At 54.0% G+C, this 13,693-nt stretch carries 19 protein-coding genes; all 19 read left to right on the plus strand.

The window, feature by feature from the left end:
- The first annotated feature begins 60 nt into the window (after positions 1-60).
- The 19 genes from BN2762_RS14640 to BN2762_RS14730 all read left to right on the plus strand — a co-directional run bounded on the left by BN2762_RS14640 (position 61) and on the right by BN2762_RS14730 (position 13,598).
- Positions 61-327 carry a YqhV family protein gene (locus BN2762_RS14640; protein ID WP_055107677.1) on the plus strand — a complete coding sequence of 89 codons (267 nt, stop codon included), beginning with the start codon at positions 61-63 and terminating at the stop codon, positions 325-327.
- Between the two features lie 110 nt (positions 328-437).
- Positions 438-1,451, plus strand: a complete 1,014-nt coding sequence (gene spoIIIAA, locus BN2762_RS14645; protein WP_055107678.1) for a stage III sporulation protein AA — start codon at positions 438-440, stop codon at positions 1,449-1,451.
- Entirely contained in the window at positions 1,444-1,962 is a 519-nt protein-coding gene (gene spoIIIAB / locus BN2762_RS14650; protein ID WP_055107679.1) for a stage III sporulation protein SpoIIIAB, read from the plus strand. The genes spoIIIAA and spoIIIAB overlap by 8 nt, the downstream gene beginning before the upstream one ends.
- 64 nt (positions 1,963-2,026) lie before the next feature.
- Complete coding sequence (spoIIIAC, locus tag BN2762_RS14655; protein WP_055107680.1) at positions 2,027-2,230, plus strand: stage III sporulation protein AC; 204 nt, start codon at positions 2,027-2,029, stop codon at positions 2,228-2,230.
- 11 nt (positions 2,231-2,241) lie between these two features.
- A complete protein-coding gene (spoIIIAD, locus tag BN2762_RS14660) occupies positions 2,242-2,631 on the plus strand; it encodes a stage III sporulation protein AD (protein ID WP_055107681.1) in 390 nt (129 codons plus the stop codon).
- Between the two features lie 17 nt (positions 2,632-2,648).
- A complete protein-coding gene (gene spoIIIAE, locus BN2762_RS14665) occupies positions 2,649-3,848 on the plus strand; it encodes a stage III sporulation protein AE (protein WP_055107682.1) in 1,200 nt (399 codons plus the stop codon).
- A gap of 24 nt (positions 3,849-3,872) precedes the next feature.
- Positions 3,873-4,676 carry a stage III sporulation protein AF gene (spoIIIAF, locus tag BN2762_RS14670; RefSeq protein WP_055107683.1) on the plus strand — a complete coding sequence of 268 codons (804 nt, stop codon included), beginning with the start codon at positions 3,873-3,875 and terminating at the stop codon, positions 4,674-4,676.
- A gap of 15 nt (positions 4,677-4,691) precedes the next feature.
- Positions 4,692-5,336 (plus strand): stage III sporulation protein AG, encoded by a 645-nt coding sequence (spoIIIAG, locus tag BN2762_RS14675; RefSeq protein WP_187386531.1) that lies wholly within the window; start codon positions 4,692-4,694, stop codon positions 5,334-5,336.
- A 54-nt stretch (positions 5,337-5,390) separates the two neighbouring features.
- Positions 5,391-6,227 carry a SpoIIIAH-like family protein gene (locus BN2762_RS14680; RefSeq protein WP_055107684.1) on the plus strand — a complete coding sequence of 279 codons (837 nt, stop codon included), beginning with the start codon at positions 5,391-5,393 and terminating at the stop codon, positions 6,225-6,227.
- Positions 6,228-6,395: 168 nt separating this feature from the next.
- Entirely contained in the window at positions 6,396-6,893 is a 498-nt protein-coding gene (gene accB / locus BN2762_RS14685) for an acetyl-CoA carboxylase biotin carboxyl carrier protein (RefSeq protein WP_055107685.1), read from the plus strand.
- A 62-nt stretch (positions 6,894-6,955) separates the two neighbouring features.
- Positions 6,956-8,299 carry an acetyl-CoA carboxylase biotin carboxylase subunit gene (accC, locus tag BN2762_RS14690; RefSeq protein ID WP_055107686.1) on the plus strand — a complete coding sequence of 448 codons (1,344 nt, stop codon included), beginning with the start codon at positions 6,956-6,958 and terminating at the stop codon, positions 8,297-8,299.
- A gap of 113 nt (positions 8,300-8,412) precedes the next feature.
- Positions 8,413-8,820 carry an Asp23/Gls24 family envelope stress response protein gene (locus BN2762_RS14695; protein WP_055107687.1) on the plus strand — a complete coding sequence of 136 codons (408 nt, stop codon included), beginning with the start codon at positions 8,413-8,415 and terminating at the stop codon, positions 8,818-8,820.
- Positions 8,821-8,885: 65 nt separating this feature from the next.
- Positions 8,886-9,425 carry an alkaline shock response membrane anchor protein AmaP gene (gene amaP / locus BN2762_RS14700; protein WP_055107688.1) on the plus strand — a complete coding sequence of 180 codons (540 nt, stop codon included), beginning with the start codon at positions 8,886-8,888 and terminating at the stop codon, positions 9,423-9,425.
- A 14-nt stretch (positions 9,426-9,439) separates the two neighbouring features.
- Complete coding sequence (locus BN2762_RS14705) at positions 9,440-9,673, plus strand: DUF2273 domain-containing protein (protein ID WP_055107689.1); 234 nt, start codon at positions 9,440-9,442, stop codon at positions 9,671-9,673.
- Between the two features lie 249 nt (positions 9,674-9,922).
- Positions 9,923-10,372 (plus strand): transcription antitermination factor NusB, encoded by a 450-nt coding sequence (gene nusB / locus BN2762_RS14710; protein WP_055107690.1) that lies wholly within the window; start codon positions 9,923-9,925, stop codon positions 10,370-10,372.
- A 41-nt stretch (positions 10,373-10,413) separates the two neighbouring features.
- Positions 10,414-11,271, plus strand: a complete 858-nt coding sequence (gene folD / locus BN2762_RS14715) for a bifunctional methylenetetrahydrofolate dehydrogenase/methenyltetrahydrofolate cyclohydrolase FolD (protein ID WP_055107691.1) — start codon at positions 10,414-10,416, stop codon at positions 11,269-11,271.
- Positions 11,272-11,301: 30 nt separating this feature from the next.
- Positions 11,302-12,423: an exodeoxyribonuclease VII large subunit gene (gene xseA, locus BN2762_RS14720; RefSeq protein WP_148499942.1), complete on the plus strand. Its 1,122-nt coding sequence runs from the start codon at positions 11,302-11,304 to the stop codon at positions 12,421-12,423.
- Entirely contained in the window at positions 12,413-12,697 is a 285-nt protein-coding gene (gene xseB / locus BN2762_RS14725; RefSeq protein WP_055107693.1) for an exodeoxyribonuclease VII small subunit, read from the plus strand. Before xseA ends, xseB begins: the two co-directional genes overlap by 11 nt.
- 46 nt (positions 12,698-12,743) lie before the next feature.
- On the plus strand, positions 12,744-13,598 hold the full coding sequence (locus tag BN2762_RS14730; protein ID WP_055110072.1) for a polyprenyl synthetase family protein: 855 nt from the start codon (positions 12,744-12,746) through the stop codon (positions 13,596-13,598).
- The last annotated feature ends 95 nt before the right edge of the window (positions 13,599-13,693 follow it).

The following is a 13,693-nucleotide window of genomic DNA, read 5'->3' on the forward strand; positions in this document are numbered from 1 at the left end:
AAGAGATGAAGGGGCATAAGGTAAGAGAGACATGGACAAGAAGGGGGTTGTTATCCGGCTATGCTCGACAAATTCGTGGCCAGCATGGCAACGATACGAATTATTTCCGGCTCGATCGAAATTATAGCTGCCTTGATTATGCTTAAGCTCGGGCGCGTTGACAAAGCGCTGGCAGTGAATTCTATGCTAGCGTTCGTAGGCCCTGCGGTACTCCTCACAACAACGGCGATCGGGCTCGCCGGGATGGCGGATAAGCTATCCATGAGCAAATTGATCTGGATCGGCTGCGGCGTTGCGTGTCTCTTAATCGGTATTTTGAAGAAATGATAGATTACCCGTCATAAAGACAAAGTACAGGCATACAAATGAGATATAACACAAGCTAAGCCATGCAGTTATGCATCTGCTGCAAGCAAAGAGGTTTGGGGGTACAAACGATGAGCAACCCTAGCTGGTTAACTGTATTTCCCGACAATATCCGTTCCTTGCTGCTAAAGCTGCCTCCTGCACTATTCTCCCGGCTGGAAGAAATCCGCATTCGCGAGGGACGCCCCTTGGAGGTGAATGCCTCTGGCCGCCATTATTACCTTACCCCAGAGGGCGGACTGACGAACGACCCGGGGGGAGCCTATAAGCCAGGCAAGCAGGAGGGCAACCGGCTCCTGGATTTAATAACGAATCATTCGCTGTACACGATGGAGGAAGAGCTGCGCAAAGGCTTCATCACGATCGCCGGAGGTCACAGAATTGGACTAGCCGGCAGAACCGTGCTGAGCGGAGGGAGGGTAGAGCATCTTCGGGACATTAGCGGCTTCAACGTACGGATTGCGAGAGAGGTGCTTGGCATCAGTGATCGAATCCTGCCTCATCTTCTTGATTTCAAGCATAGGACCGTCCTACATACGCTAATATTGTCACCGCCGCAGCAGGGAAAGACAACCTTGATCCGCGATCTGGCCAGGGCGATCAGCAGCGGGGCCTGGGGCCATCCGGAGGCCAGGTGGCCAGGCCTTAAAGTCGGCATCATCGATGAGCGTTCGGAAATTGCCGGAAGCAAGCGGGGAGTCCCGAGCTTCGACGTTGGGCCCAGAACCGATGTGATGGACGGCTGTCCCAAGGCGGAAGGGATCATGATGATGCTGCGCTCGATGTCACCGGATGTGATCATTGTGGATGAAATCGGCCGTCCTGAGGATGCGGACGCTCTAGCGGAAGCCCTGCATGCAGGGGTGAAGGTGATTGCCACTGCGCATGGTTCGGATGTGAGCGAGCTGTCTTACCGGCCGGCGCTCTCCAGGCTGGCTGACCCTCCGTTCTTTGAAATGCACGCGGTGCTTGCCCGCAGCGAGAGCGGAATAGCCTTTCGCCTGTGGGACGGCAAGCGAAGGGGGATAGACCATTCGGGGCTCGGCTCGGAGCTCGGCGCGAAGGGCAGGGAGCGATATGGTTAAGCTGCTTGGCGCTGTTTTGGTGCTCCTAGCGGCAACGCTGGCCGGATTTATGAAGGCCGGACAATATGCCAGCCGCCCCCATCAAATCCGGCGGCTCATCCTGGCGCTGAAGCGGCTGGAGACGGAGATTGCTTACGGATTCACGCCGCTGCCCGAAGCTCTGCAGCGCATCGCGCTTCAGAGCAGTGAGCCGATCAAAGGGCTGTTCGAGGAAGCCGCCAGAGGGATGATTTCGCCGGCCAACTGGACGGCACAGCAAAGCCTGCACCATGCGGTTCAGGCAGGATGGAAGCAAACAGCCATGAAGGCTGCGGAGAAGGAAGTCCTGCTTCAGCTCGCCTTCACGTTAGGGACAAGCGACCGGACGAATCAACTTGGCCATATCGCTACAGCCGTCCGTCAATTGGAGAGTGAGGAGCTGGCCGCGCGCGAGGAACAGGCCCGTTATGAGAAAATGTCCAGAAGCTTGGGAGTACTGGGCGGGGCGTTTATCGTTATTTTACTCTATTAACCGCGGGCTACCTTCTCATCACCGATGATTGTCACTGCAAAAATGATCGTGAGGTGCCAAATCAATGAACTTAGAAGTGAACGCCATATTTCAAATTGCAGGCATTGGCATCATTATCGCCATGATCCACACCGTGCTGAAGCAAATGGGCAAAGAGGACATGGCGCACTGGGTGACCGTGATCGGGTTCGTCGTCGTGCTGTTTATGGTTATCCGATTACTGGACAATCTCTTTCAGGAAATCAAATCGATCTTTTTATTCCAGTAGGTGATTCGGCAGTGGAAATGATCCAGATCGTAGGCTTGGGATTGATCGCCACCATACTCATCCTCACCATCAAGGAACAGAAGCCGATGTTCGCGTTTCTGATCGCGGTTGCCACCGGTATCATGATCTTTATGTATTTGGCAGGTAAAATCGGCGGAATCATCGAGGTGCTGGAGCAGTTGGCTGAATCCTCCGGTGTGCAAATGATCTACCTCAAAACGATCCTGAAAATCATCGGGATTGCCTACATTGCCGAATTCGGTGCCCAAATCGTCAGAGACGCCGGCCAGGAGAGCATTGCCTCCAAAATTGAGCTGGCCGGAAAAATACTCATTATGGTTCTGGCCATTCCCATCATCAGCATCATCATTGAGACCGTAATGAAAATGCTGCCTGCTTAACGAAACGGAGACAAACGATGAATAAGACGATAAATGATTGGCGTCAGCGGTCCATGCTCATGCTTATCCTGGGCTTCCTTCTTATGATGTGGCCTCTGCCGGCTGCTGCTGCGGAGCCTGGAGATGGCTGGATGAAGAAGCAGGCGGAGGAGCTTCCGACGGATCAGGTGGAGACCTACTGGCAGCAGCTGATGAAGGAATACGGCGGTTTTTTTCCCGATCAGGAGATGCCATCCTTCATGGATATGCTGCTGCAGGATGGGAACGGGGACTCCTTCAGCGTCAAGGCAGGGTTGACGGGACTGCTGAAATATATGTGGCACGAGGTGCTGTACAACGGACATATTCTGACGACGATCGTTCTCCTCTCCGTGTTCAGCTCGATTCTGGAAACATTCCAATCTGCTTTTGAACGCAAGCAGGTCAGCAAGGTGGCCTATGCGATTTGTTATATGGTCATTCTTATATTGGCGATCAACAGCTTCCATGTCGCGATTACCTACGCTACGGACGCGATTCGGGGCATGATCGATTTCATGATGGCGATGGTGCCGCTCTTGTTCACGCTGCTTGCTTCGTTGGGGAATATGGTGACTGTGTCCGTTACGCATCCGCTCGTGGTGTTCATGGTGCATACCGTGGGAACGGTCGTGCATACGATCGTATTTCCTCTGCTGTTCTTCTCGGCCGTTCTGCATATCGTCAGCTCGCTGTCCGAGAAGTACAAGCTGACCCAGCTTGCCAATCTGCTGCGCACGATCAGTATGACGCTGCTCGGCGTGATGCTGACCGTCTTCCTTGGCGTCATCTCTGTAAAAGGGATTACCGGCTCGGTGGCGGACGGCGTTACGCTGCGGACGGCCAAGTATCTGACCGGGAATTTCGTTCCAGTCGTTGGCAAAGTATTTGCCGATGCTACAGACACCGTTATTTCGGCTTCGCTGCTCGTCAAAAATTCGATCGGGGTCGTCGGAGTGATTATTCTGCTGTTCCTGTGCGCTTTTCCCGCCATTAAAATACTGACGCTCGCACTGATTTACAATTTGAGCGCAGCGGTCATGCAGCCGCTTGGAGAGACACCGATCGTGACCTGCCTGGAGACGATCGGAAAGAGCATGATATATGTATTCGCTGCCTTAGCAGCAGTCGGATTGATGTTCTTTCTTGCCATCACGATTACGTTAACTGCGGGGAATGTAACGGTGATGATGAGATAGAGAAAAAGTGGTGGTGATTCCTGGATGACCTGGCTGGCGGAATGGCTGAAGGAGATCATTTTTGTTGTGCTTCTGGCGGCCTTCATCGATCTGCTGCTTCCTAATCGTTCGATGGAGAGATACGTGAAGCTGGTGATCAGCCTGCTGATTTTGCTTACGCTGATCGCGCCGGTCATGCGCCTGTTTGCTCCGGATGCCGAGCGGCAGCTGGAAATGGCTTTTATGGATAGCGCAGATTCTGCCGGACAGCAATCGGCGGGTACCGATACCGAGGAAATATTGCGGCAAGGGGAGCAAATGAGGATGAAGAGAGAGCAGGAGGCCATTCAATGGGCCAGCGAGGAAGCGGCCAAGCGGATGAAGGATCAAATCGAGCGGGCAACCGGTCAGCCCGTAGACCGCGTGGTGGTTCGCGTGGATGCGGCAGAGGATGATGCAGAGCCCTCGATTTCATCCATAGATGTGTACATGAGTCCAAAGGAGCGGGAGCAGGAGCTGTCCCGCAAGGACGATCAGAAGGAGGCGAGCCCTGGTACATCCTCACGAATCGCAATCGCGCCCGTGGAGCCCGTCTCTATCGAGGTGAACCCTCAGGAGCGGGAGGCTGTGGGAGCAGAAGATACCGCCATCGCGGCCGCAAGCGGGGAGTCCTCCGGCAGGGAGGGGGGGACGGCAGGGGGGATTATAGGCCTGGCTCCGGAAAGCGATTCTGGCTATGGGCATGAAGGCGCAAACCCTCTAAGCCGCCAAATTGCTGATATTCTGTCGCGCGGCTGGGGAATTCCGGCTGAGGTCGTCCATGTTGTCCTGCAAGAGGATGCGAAGTAGCAAGGGGGGATGTTGATGCTGAAATGGTGGAAGAAGCTGGAGTCTATTATCGGGCGGAGCCTGGAGGGCAAGAAGAAGCTGAACGCGTACCGGCTGCTGATTATTCTCGGGTTAATCGGTGTCGCGATCATGCTGTTCAACTCCTTCGCCAACGTGAAGCAAATTGACTCCGGCGGCGCGGGGAGAGAGCCCCCTTCGGGGCAGGAGCTGCTGACATCGGCTTTGCCCGATCAGGCAGCGGGCGAAGGCAGCTTTGATGCGATTGAGGTGTCGCTGGAGAACAAGACGAAGGAGATTCTAGAGAAAATCGTCGGCGTCGGCGCAGTAGACGTCCTAGTGACGGTCGATTCGACGGAAGAGCTCGTCATCGGCCGCAATACGAAGGATACGCAGCAGTTGACCGAGGAGAATGACAAGGACGGGGGTAAGCGCCATATTACGCAGTATACGCGGGATGGGCAAATCGTTACCAATGAAGAAGACGGCAGCGAAAAGCCGATCATTACTAAAAAAATCAAACCGAAGGTCCGCGGGGTTCTAATCGTGGCCAGGGGGGCTGAGAACAAGACGGTCAAAAGCCTGATCGTCGATGCGGTGGAAAAGGGGCTAAATGTTCCGGCTTACCGGATCTCCGTTGTTCCGAGGAAGCAATCGCAATAAAGCGTTGCCACTTTATTGAAAAATACCAAAACTATGATTCTAGGAGGAAAAACAATGAAATCGAAAAGACAGACAATTTGGCTCGTCTCGATGCTTAGTTTGATGGTTATTCTCTCGGCTTATTACTTGTTTACAGAGGATTCCGGAGCGAACAAGCCGAAGACTGCCGAAGGAAAGAAGGTAACGATGATGGAGCAGGCTGCGGGCGGGGAAGCCGTCGTTGAAGGCAGCGCCTTGTCTGATGATGACATTATTCTCTCTGAGGTTGCAGCTGAAGGTGAAGGCTCCGGGGAAATGCAGGATGGCGAAGAGCAGGCTGTCCAGAATGAGAAGGAGACGGATGTCTCCGGCGGTCAGGCGGCACAGACCGAGGGGTCGGCCGATAGCGGGCAGCGAAGCGAGCAAAAGGGCGAGAAGGGCGAGCAAAGAAACGAGCAGAAGAGCGAACAGAAGAGCGAGCAGCCAAAGGCAGAGGACAAAGCTTCGCAGGGCGTTACCGATGAAGACGTGCTGAAGAAGCTGGAGTCCGAGGGCGCCTTGACGAGAGATACCCTGACGGCCTATCAGATGGACCGCGCCGAGCAGAATATCAAGAAGACGGAGCAGCTGCTGCAGACGATGAACGACGAAAAGAAATCGCTGGATGAAGCTGCGATGGCTCAGCAGCAGTTGAGCGCGCTGGAAGAGAAGGAAGCTAAGATCACCGACATTGAGGAGCGTCTTCAGCAGCAGTATGCCAATGCCGTAGTGGCTGAGGACAACGACAGCTACCGCGTTGTGGTGATCAGCGACAAGCTTCAGGTCAAGGAGGCCGTAAGCATCGTCGATATGGTGATCAAGGAGCTGGGCGTATCCCAGGACAAGGTCACTGTCCAGTATGTATCGCAATGAAATCGGAACCTTGATGTTGCATTAAATTCGTTCATTTTCCAGTTGAAGCCGATAGAGTCCAAGGGAATCTTGGACTCTTTCCATTTTGATTGATTGTGATATAATACATAAAGTTATGATGCGAAAAGGCCCGAGCTTTGCGAAAAAGCTGAAGGAGTGAAGAAAACCATGTTCAAATTGAATGAAATCAAAGAGCTGATCGAGCTGGTGGATAAAACCTCGGTTCATGAGCTTGAAATCGAAAACGAAGGTACGAGACTGTGTATCCGCAAGCCAGGAAAAAGCGAGCTTGTGCACGTTCAACCAACGGTATTGGCCAGCGCTCCCCAGGCTGCAGCGCCGCTTCAAGCGCCGCCGGCTATGGTGGATAACACCACGGCCCAGACTGCCGGACAAAGCGCGGAAGGCCCCGCTGCCGATGCTAATCTACATAAGATAGTGTCTCCGATGGTTGGAACATTCTACAGAGCTTCTTCCCCGGATGCCAACCCTTATGTCAATATAGGGGACAAGGTAGGCGAGAAGACGACCGTCTGCATTATTGAAGCGATGAAGCTGATGAACGAGCTGGAGGCGGAAGTCAAGGGCGAGATCGTGGATATTCTCGTAGAGAACGGGCAGCTCGTGGAATACGGACAGCCTCTCTTTTTGGTGAAGCCGGAATAAGCTACGGTTGAAAAAGGCCTTGTCAAGGTCTTATCTAGCTTTCCAAGGAGGATGGGAAATCAGTGAAATTTCAAAAAATATTGATTGCGAACCGCGGGGAAATTGCCGTGCGGATTATCCGCGCTTGCCGGGAGCTTGGCATTTCGACCGTGGCCGTATATTCCGAGGCGGACAAGGACTCCCTGCATGTACGTCTTGCGGATGAAGCTTATTGCATTGGACCGACCTTGTCCAAAGACAGCTACTTGAATTTTACGAACCTGATGAGTATTGCAACGCTGACGGAATGCGATGCGATTCACCCGGGCTACGGCTTCCTGGCCGAGAATGCCGACTTCGCGGAAATCTGCGATTCGTGCAACATTACCTTTATCGGCCCTTCCCCGGAAGCGATCACGAAAATGGGCGACAAATCCGTGGCGAAGCAAACGATGAAGAACGCCAATGTTCCCGTGATTCCAGGCTCTGACGGCCTGGTTGAGGATTTGGATGAAGCGGTTATGGTCGCGCGCGATATCGGTTACCCAGTCATTATCAAGGCAACGGCTGGCGGCGGCGGGAAGGGAATCCGGCTGGCCGAGGACGAAGCCTCGCTGATTCAGCAGATTACGATGGCGCAGCAGGAGGCTCAGAAGGCTTTTGGCAACGCCGGCGTATATTTGGAGAAATATTTGACGGGCATGAAGCACGTTGAAATTCAGATCATTGCCGACAAGCATGGCAATGCTGTTCACTTAGGGGAACGCGACTGCTCCGTGCAGCGCAGACGCCAGAAACTCGTGGAAGAGGCCCCGTGCCCGGTGCTGAGTCCCGAGAAACGCCAGGAAATGGGCGAAGCAGCCGTCCGGGCTGCGCTCGCTGTAAATTATTCCGGGGCGGGTACGCTGGAATTTCTGCTCGGCCCGGACGGCCAGTTCTATTTCATGGAGATGAATACGCGCATTCAGGTAGAGCATCCCGTGACTGAAATGATCACCGGAGTCGACCTGATTCAGGAAATGATCTCGGTCGCGGAAGGCAATCCGCTATCCTTCAAGCAGGAGGATATCGTCCTGTCGGGCTGGTCGATCGAGTGCCGGATCAATGCGGAGGATCCTTCCCGCAATTTCATGCCGTCCCCGGGCAAAATCGGCTTCTATCTTGCGCCGGGCGGTCCTGGAGTTCGCGTGGACAGCGGAGCCTATCCGGGATATACGATTTCCCCGCATTATGATTCCATGATCGCCAAGCTGATCGTCTGGGCGCCGACCCGCGATGAGGCCATAGCCAAAATGAAGCGGGCGCTTGCTGAATTCGCGATTGAAGGTATCCATACGACCATTCCGTTCCATCAAAAATTGCTGGATCATCCGGTATTTATCCGGGGCGATTTCGACATTAAATTTTTGGAAGAAAATGAGATTTAGATTTCGCTGACAGTTTGTCATAATGATCTTGAAATGATATAGTATTTATAATAAGTGGCCAGCCTCTTTGTCTTGAGGTTTTGTCAAACTTATTGAGAGGTGGATGATGAGTAATGAGTACATTGCCTACGGAATTTGAACGTACGGATATCGGAGAAATTCAAATCGCACCCGAGGTTATCGAAGTGATCGCCGGACTGGCTACGGTTGAAGTCAAAGGCGTTGCCGGCATGAGCGGCGGATTCGCGGGCGGCATTGTCGAACTGCTGGGCAGAAAGAATCTGTCCAAGGGCGTGAAGGTTGAAGTCGGACAGCGCGAGGCGGCTGTTGATGTATCCGTTATCGTGGAATACGGCAATCGCTTGCCGGAGGTGGCAACGGAGATTCAACGCAACGTCAAGCGTTCGATCGAAACGATGACCGGACTGACCGTGGTGGAGGTTAACGTACATATTCACGACGTCATTTTCAAGGCGGCCGAGAGAAGTGAAGAGACGGAACTGAGCCACAGGGTGAAATAATGATCTAGCTAAGAACCCCCGACGATCACCGTCAGGGGTTTACTATAATTTAAGGAGGCCCATCCGTGCCCAAAATTTTGGACAGACTTCTGCTGTTTATTTACAGCGTAAGTATCGGAATAATATCAGTGATTGCCATCCTCCTGGTAACGAAGGTCGTGCCTGTCGAACTGAAGGAATACGACGAGAGATCGTGGATCATCGCTGCCGTCAGCGCTGCGGTCATTCTGTTTCTGCTTAGCATCCGCTTCTTCTACATCTCGATCAAGCGTGATCGCAGTTCGCTCCCTTCCATCGATCAGCGGACGGAATATGGAGATATTCAGATTTCTGTCGAGACGATTGAGAATTTATCCTACAAAGCAGCGTCCCGGGTTCGCGGCATTCGCGACGTGAAGACGCGCATCCGCATTACGGATTCAGGTCTGGAAATTATGGTCCGCGCTTTGGTGGACGGTGAGACTTCCATTCCGGAGCTCACGGAGGAAGTACAGAAGCAGGTGCACGATCATGTGGAGGAAATTACGGGCATCCCTGTATCCTACGTGTCGGTGTATATAGCTAACCTTGTACAATCTCCTGTCATCAAAAGCCGGGTTGAATAGGGGTGAAGATCCCGATGAATTGGAAGCAATTATGGGAGGATTACAAGGGACGCTTGCTGGGAACTGCAGCCGCGCTATTTCTAATTCCCATTTATCTGTTTTTCGGATTTTGGAACATGTTATTTTGTGCGCTACTCCTGTTTGTCGGGTATACGCTCGGCAAATATAAGGATCTCGATCAGGGCCCGCTCATTCCATGGAGAGAGCTGCTGGACTGGTTGAATGCGCGCTGGCGCCCTTTTAAATGATTCCTGTGATATGCTGTCCTCCGGAAAAAAGAGCTGTGTTTTATCTTGCCCATTTTTGTGGAGAGAGCATGTCACGGGTTTTTTTTGTTTGAAATAGCGCGTTAAACGCATTTTAAAGATATGCGTAATTCAGCCGATACGCATTAGTATGGCCTCGAATTGCTGAGGGTGTAATAGAATCCCGGCATTTTGGTTCATCATGAGTAGTAGGAAGCAAATGTTGTTCTATGGAGTTTAAGGAGGAAGCACATGAAACGGAGACTAGCACGGGAAATTGCGATACAAAGCTTGTACCAGATGGAGATGAACGAGGTCGGTGCGGAAGAGGCTGTATCGATGCTCATTGCGGAGGCGGCCGGCGAGAATGAGAGCGAGGTCGAATTATCCGACGTCGAACGCACGAAGACCTTCGTGCTGGAGCTCGTAAACGGTACATGGGAGCATAAGACGGCCATCGACGAAATGCTGGCCGATTATTTGAAGAACTGGCAGGTTAGCCGCTTGTCCAAGGTGGACAGGCAGGTGCTGAGATTGGCGGTGTACGAAATGGTGTTCCGCGATGACGTGCCTGGCAAGGTTGCCGTGAACGAAGCGATTGAGCTGGCCAAGCATTTCGGCGTAGAGGAGTCCGGCAAATTCGTCAACGGCGTGCTTGGCAAAATGATTCATGACCTGGAGAAATTAAAGAACCATAATTAATATTTAACAAAACTTAATTTATACGATAAGGGGAGAAGTCTATGACAGCACCGGTTATTAATGGAAAGCAGGTTTCCGAGGAGATCAGAGGAAACATCCGCAAGGAGGTCGAGAGCCTGGCGGGCAAGGGATTTCAGCCAGGGCTGGCCGTCGTTCTCGTCGGCGAGGATCCGGCATCACAGGTTTATGTTCGTAATAAGGAGAAGGCATGCCATGATCTCGGCTTCTATTCGGAGGTTCACCGCCTGCCGGCTTCGACAACACAGGGGGAGCTGCTCGGGCTCGTCGACAAGCTGAACAGGCAGAGCAATATTCACGGCATTCTCGTCCAGCTTCCGCTGCCGGGCCATATCGAGGAGAAGGCGGTCATCGACGCGATTGCCGTGGAGAAGGACGTCGACGGCTTCCACCCGGTGAATGTCGGCAATCTGGTTATCGGCGACGACAGCCTGCTTCCCTGTACGCCTGCCGGCGTCATTGAGCTGATCAAGCGTACCGGCCTCGAAATGTCCGGGAAGCATGCTGTCGTCATCGGGCGAAGCAATATCGTTGGCAAGCCGGTATCCTTGCTGCTGCAGCGGGAGAATGCTACAGTGACGATGTGCCATTCGCGCACGGCGAACATGAAGGAGTTGACGAAACAAGCCGATATTCTCGTCGTAGCGATCGGCCGGGCTAATTTTGTGGATGCTACCTATGTGAAGCCCGGCGCCGTCGTGATTGACGTGGGAATGAACCGTCTGGATAACGGCAAATTGGCGGGCGACGTAGATTTCGAAAGCGTGAAGGAAGTGTCCGGACCGATTACGCCTGTACCGGGCGGCGTCGGCCCGATGACCATTACGATGCTGATGCAAAATACGCTGATTGCAGCCAAACGGCTACAAGGCCTTGCCTAAGCCGCAATGATAAAGGGGGGGATGGGCCCCATGGAGCAAAAGATTTATACGATTAAGGAATTGAATCGTTATATCCGGATGAAGATGGAGTCGGATACGCTGCTCTCGGAGGTATGGATTCGCGGAGAAATCTCCAACTTTACGCATCACTCCAGCGGACATATGTATTTTACGCTCAAGGACAAGGACAGCCGGATCAAGAGCATCATGTTCGCCTCGCATAACCAGCGGCTGCCCTTTATTCCCCGGGAGGGAACACGCGTTATTGCGCGGGGCAATGTGTCGGTCTACGAGCGGGACGGGCAGTATCAGTTCTATGCGACGCAGATGCAGCCTGACGGCATTGGCAGCCTGTATCTGGCCTTCGAGCAGCTGAAGCAGAAGCTGGAGGCCGAAGGCTTGTTCGCGCCGCAGCGGAAGCGACCGCTGCCTGCGTTTCCGCGCGTGATCGGCGTCATCACGTCCCCGACCGGCGCGGCCGTCCGGGACATTCTGACGACGCTGGAGCGGCGCTATCCGCAGGCGAGGGTCGTCCTGCACCCTGTGCTCGTACAGGGCAAGGGGGCGGCGCCGTCCATCGTCCAGGCGATCCGGACGATGAACGCGCTCGGCGAGGCCGACGTGCTCATCGTCGGCCGGGGCGGCGGCTCGCTCGAGGAGCTGTGGGCGTTCAATGAAGAGGCGGTCGCGCGAAGCATTTACGAATCGGCTATCCCCGTCATCTCGGCCGTAGGCCATGAGACGGACTTTACCATCGCCGATTTCGTCGCCGACCTGCGCGCCGCCACGCCCACCGCCGCCGCCGAGCTGAGGCTGCATCAGCGCCTGCTGCGCTACCATCCGCAGGATACGCTGGCGCTGACGAAGCGGCGTCACGAGGATGCAGGGCGGCTGCTTCGTGCGGCGATGAACGGCATTTTGAAGGAGAAGAGCCAGACGCTGTCCTATGGCATCAGGCAGCTGGATGCGCTCAGTCCGCTGAAGGTTATGGCGAGAGGCTATAGTCTTGTATACGACGAGAAAGGGCGGCGTTTGGTGAAGTCGCTGAATGATGTAGAGCCTGGAGACCTGGTTAGAGTCAAGCTTACCGACGGCGAGCTGGACTGCCAGGTATGGGGCATGAGGGGAGCAGGTGAGGATCATGGAGACTGAGAAGCAGAATCTGAATGAACTGAATGAGCTCGAGTACAGCTTCGAGGAAGCGATGAACGAGCTGGAGGATATCGTGTCCCAGCTGGAGCATGGCGATGTGCCGCTTGAGAAGGCGATCGACTTATTTCAGAAGGGCATGCAATTATCGCAATTATGCGGCAGCAAATTATCTCAGGTCGAACGAAAAATTGAAATGATCATGGAAGCCGACGGACAAATCGTGAAGAAGCCCTTCGATCCACTGATCGAAGAGAGCGGTGATTCTGTTGGGTAAGCAGGAGCAGGACATCCATTCATATATCGAGGAAATATCGGGCCTGATGGCATCACAATTGCAGCAGGCCGTTCCTGCGGACTGGAATGTGCCGGACAATCTGAAGGAAGCGATGAGCTATTCCCTAATGGCGGGCGGCAAGCGTCTTCGCCCGCTGCTAGTCATCGCTGCGGCGGAGGCGCTCCAGGGCAGCCGCGAGGCGGCGCTGCCCGTCGCCTGCGCCGTAGAGATGGTACATACGTACTCCCTGATCCACGACGATCTTCCGGCGATGGATGATGACGATTATCGCCGCGGCAAGCCGACGAATCACAAGGTGTTCGGTGAAGCTATGGCGATTCTGGCGGGCGACGCCCTGCTTACCCACGCCTTCTACAGCGTCGTTCAGGCAAGTCAAAAACACGGCGTTCCTGCCGAAGCCGCTCTGGCCATCGTAGAGGATTTGTCGCGCTATGCGGGCCCTGCCGGCATGGTTGGCGGGCAGGTGGCCGACATGGAGGGCGAGCAGGGGATGACCGATCTCGGTCAGCTTCGCTATATCCATGAGCATAAGACCGGTGATCTGATCGTCTTCTGCCTGAAGGCCGGAGGACGCATCGCCGCAGCTTCCACGGAGCAGTTACAGGCTTTGGAAACCTTTGGCCGAGCGATCGGGCTCGCTTTTCAAATCCAGGACGATATTCTTGATCTAGTCGGAGACGAGAGCAAGCTGGGCAAGAAAACGCAGAGCGATGTCAAGCAGCAGAAGGTCACTTATCCATACTTCGTCGGACTGGAGGCGTCGCGGGCCGAGGTGGACCGCCTGACCAGACAAGCAAGGGAAGCGATTTCAGGCGGGGCTATCCCCCGTCCGGAGCGCCTGATAGAGATAGCCGATTATTTAATGCACCGGGATCGCTAGGTCCTTGGAGCAGGGAATTCCGGATAACTTCGACAAAAGTTATTCATATGTTATAATTGTGTCATTATATTAGCAACATGAGAAATCCAATGAAG

Origin of the sequence: Paenibacillus ihumii (assembly GCF_001403875.1) — a bacterium.
GTDB classification, from domain to species: Bacteria; Bacillota; Bacilli; order Paenibacillales; family Paenibacillaceae; genus Fontibacillus; species Fontibacillus ihumii.

What these genes read in the sequence shown, in the direction of transcription:
- spoIIIAB (WP_055107679.1), top strand. Translation starts at nt 1,444, where the DNA reads ATGGTTAAGCTGCTTGGCGCTGTTTTGGTGCTCCTAGCGGCAACGCTG.
- BN2762_RS14695 (WP_055107687.1), top strand. Translation starts at nt 8,413, where the DNA reads ATGAGTACATTGCCTACGGAATTTGAACGTACGGATATCGGAGAAATT.
- folD (WP_055107691.1), top strand. Translation starts at nt 10,414, where the DNA reads ATGACAGCACCGGTTATTAATGGAAAGCAGGTTTCCGAGGAGATCAGA.
- xseB (WP_055107693.1), top strand. Translation starts at nt 12,413, where the DNA reads ATGGAGACTGAGAAGCAGAATCTGAATGAACTGAATGAGCTCGAGTAC.
- spoIIIAF (WP_055107683.1), top strand. Translation starts at nt 3,873, where the DNA reads ATGACCTGGCTGGCGGAATGGCTGAAGGAGATCATTTTTGTTGTGCTT.
- xseA (WP_148499942.1), top strand. Translation starts at nt 11,302, where the DNA reads ATGGAGCAAAAGATTTATACGATTAAGGAATTGAATCGTTATATCCGG.
- accB (WP_055107685.1), top strand. Translation starts at nt 6,396, where the DNA reads ATGTTCAAATTGAATGAAATCAAAGAGCTGATCGAGCTGGTGGATAAA.
- BN2762_RS14680 (WP_055107684.1), top strand. Translation starts at nt 5,391, where the DNA reads ATGAAATCGAAAAGACAGACAATTTGGCTCGTCTCGATGCTTAGTTTG.
- spoIIIAE (WP_055107682.1), top strand. Translation starts at nt 2,649, where the DNA reads ATGAATAAGACGATAAATGATTGGCGTCAGCGGTCCATGCTCATGCTT.
- nusB (WP_055107690.1), top strand. Translation starts at nt 9,923, where the DNA reads ATGAAACGGAGACTAGCACGGGAAATTGCGATACAAAGCTTGTACCAG.
- spoIIIAG (WP_187386531.1), top strand. Translation starts at nt 4,692, where the DNA reads ATGCTGAAATGGTGGAAGAAGCTGGAGTCTATTATCGGGCGGAGCCTG.
- BN2762_RS14705 (WP_055107689.1), top strand. Translation starts at nt 9,440, where the DNA reads ATGAATTGGAAGCAATTATGGGAGGATTACAAGGGACGCTTGCTGGGA.
- BN2762_RS14640 (WP_055107677.1), top strand. Translation starts at nt 61, where the DNA reads ATGCTCGACAAATTCGTGGCCAGCATGGCAACGATACGAATTATTTCC.
- spoIIIAC (WP_055107680.1), top strand. Translation starts at nt 2,027, where the DNA reads ATGAACTTAGAAGTGAACGCCATATTTCAAATTGCAGGCATTGGCATC.
- BN2762_RS14730 (WP_055110072.1), top strand. Translation starts at nt 12,744, where the DNA reads ATGGCATCACAATTGCAGCAGGCCGTTCCTGCGGACTGGAATGTGCCG.
- spoIIIAA (WP_055107678.1), top strand. Translation starts at nt 438, where the DNA reads ATGAGCAACCCTAGCTGGTTAACTGTATTTCCCGACAATATCCGTTCC.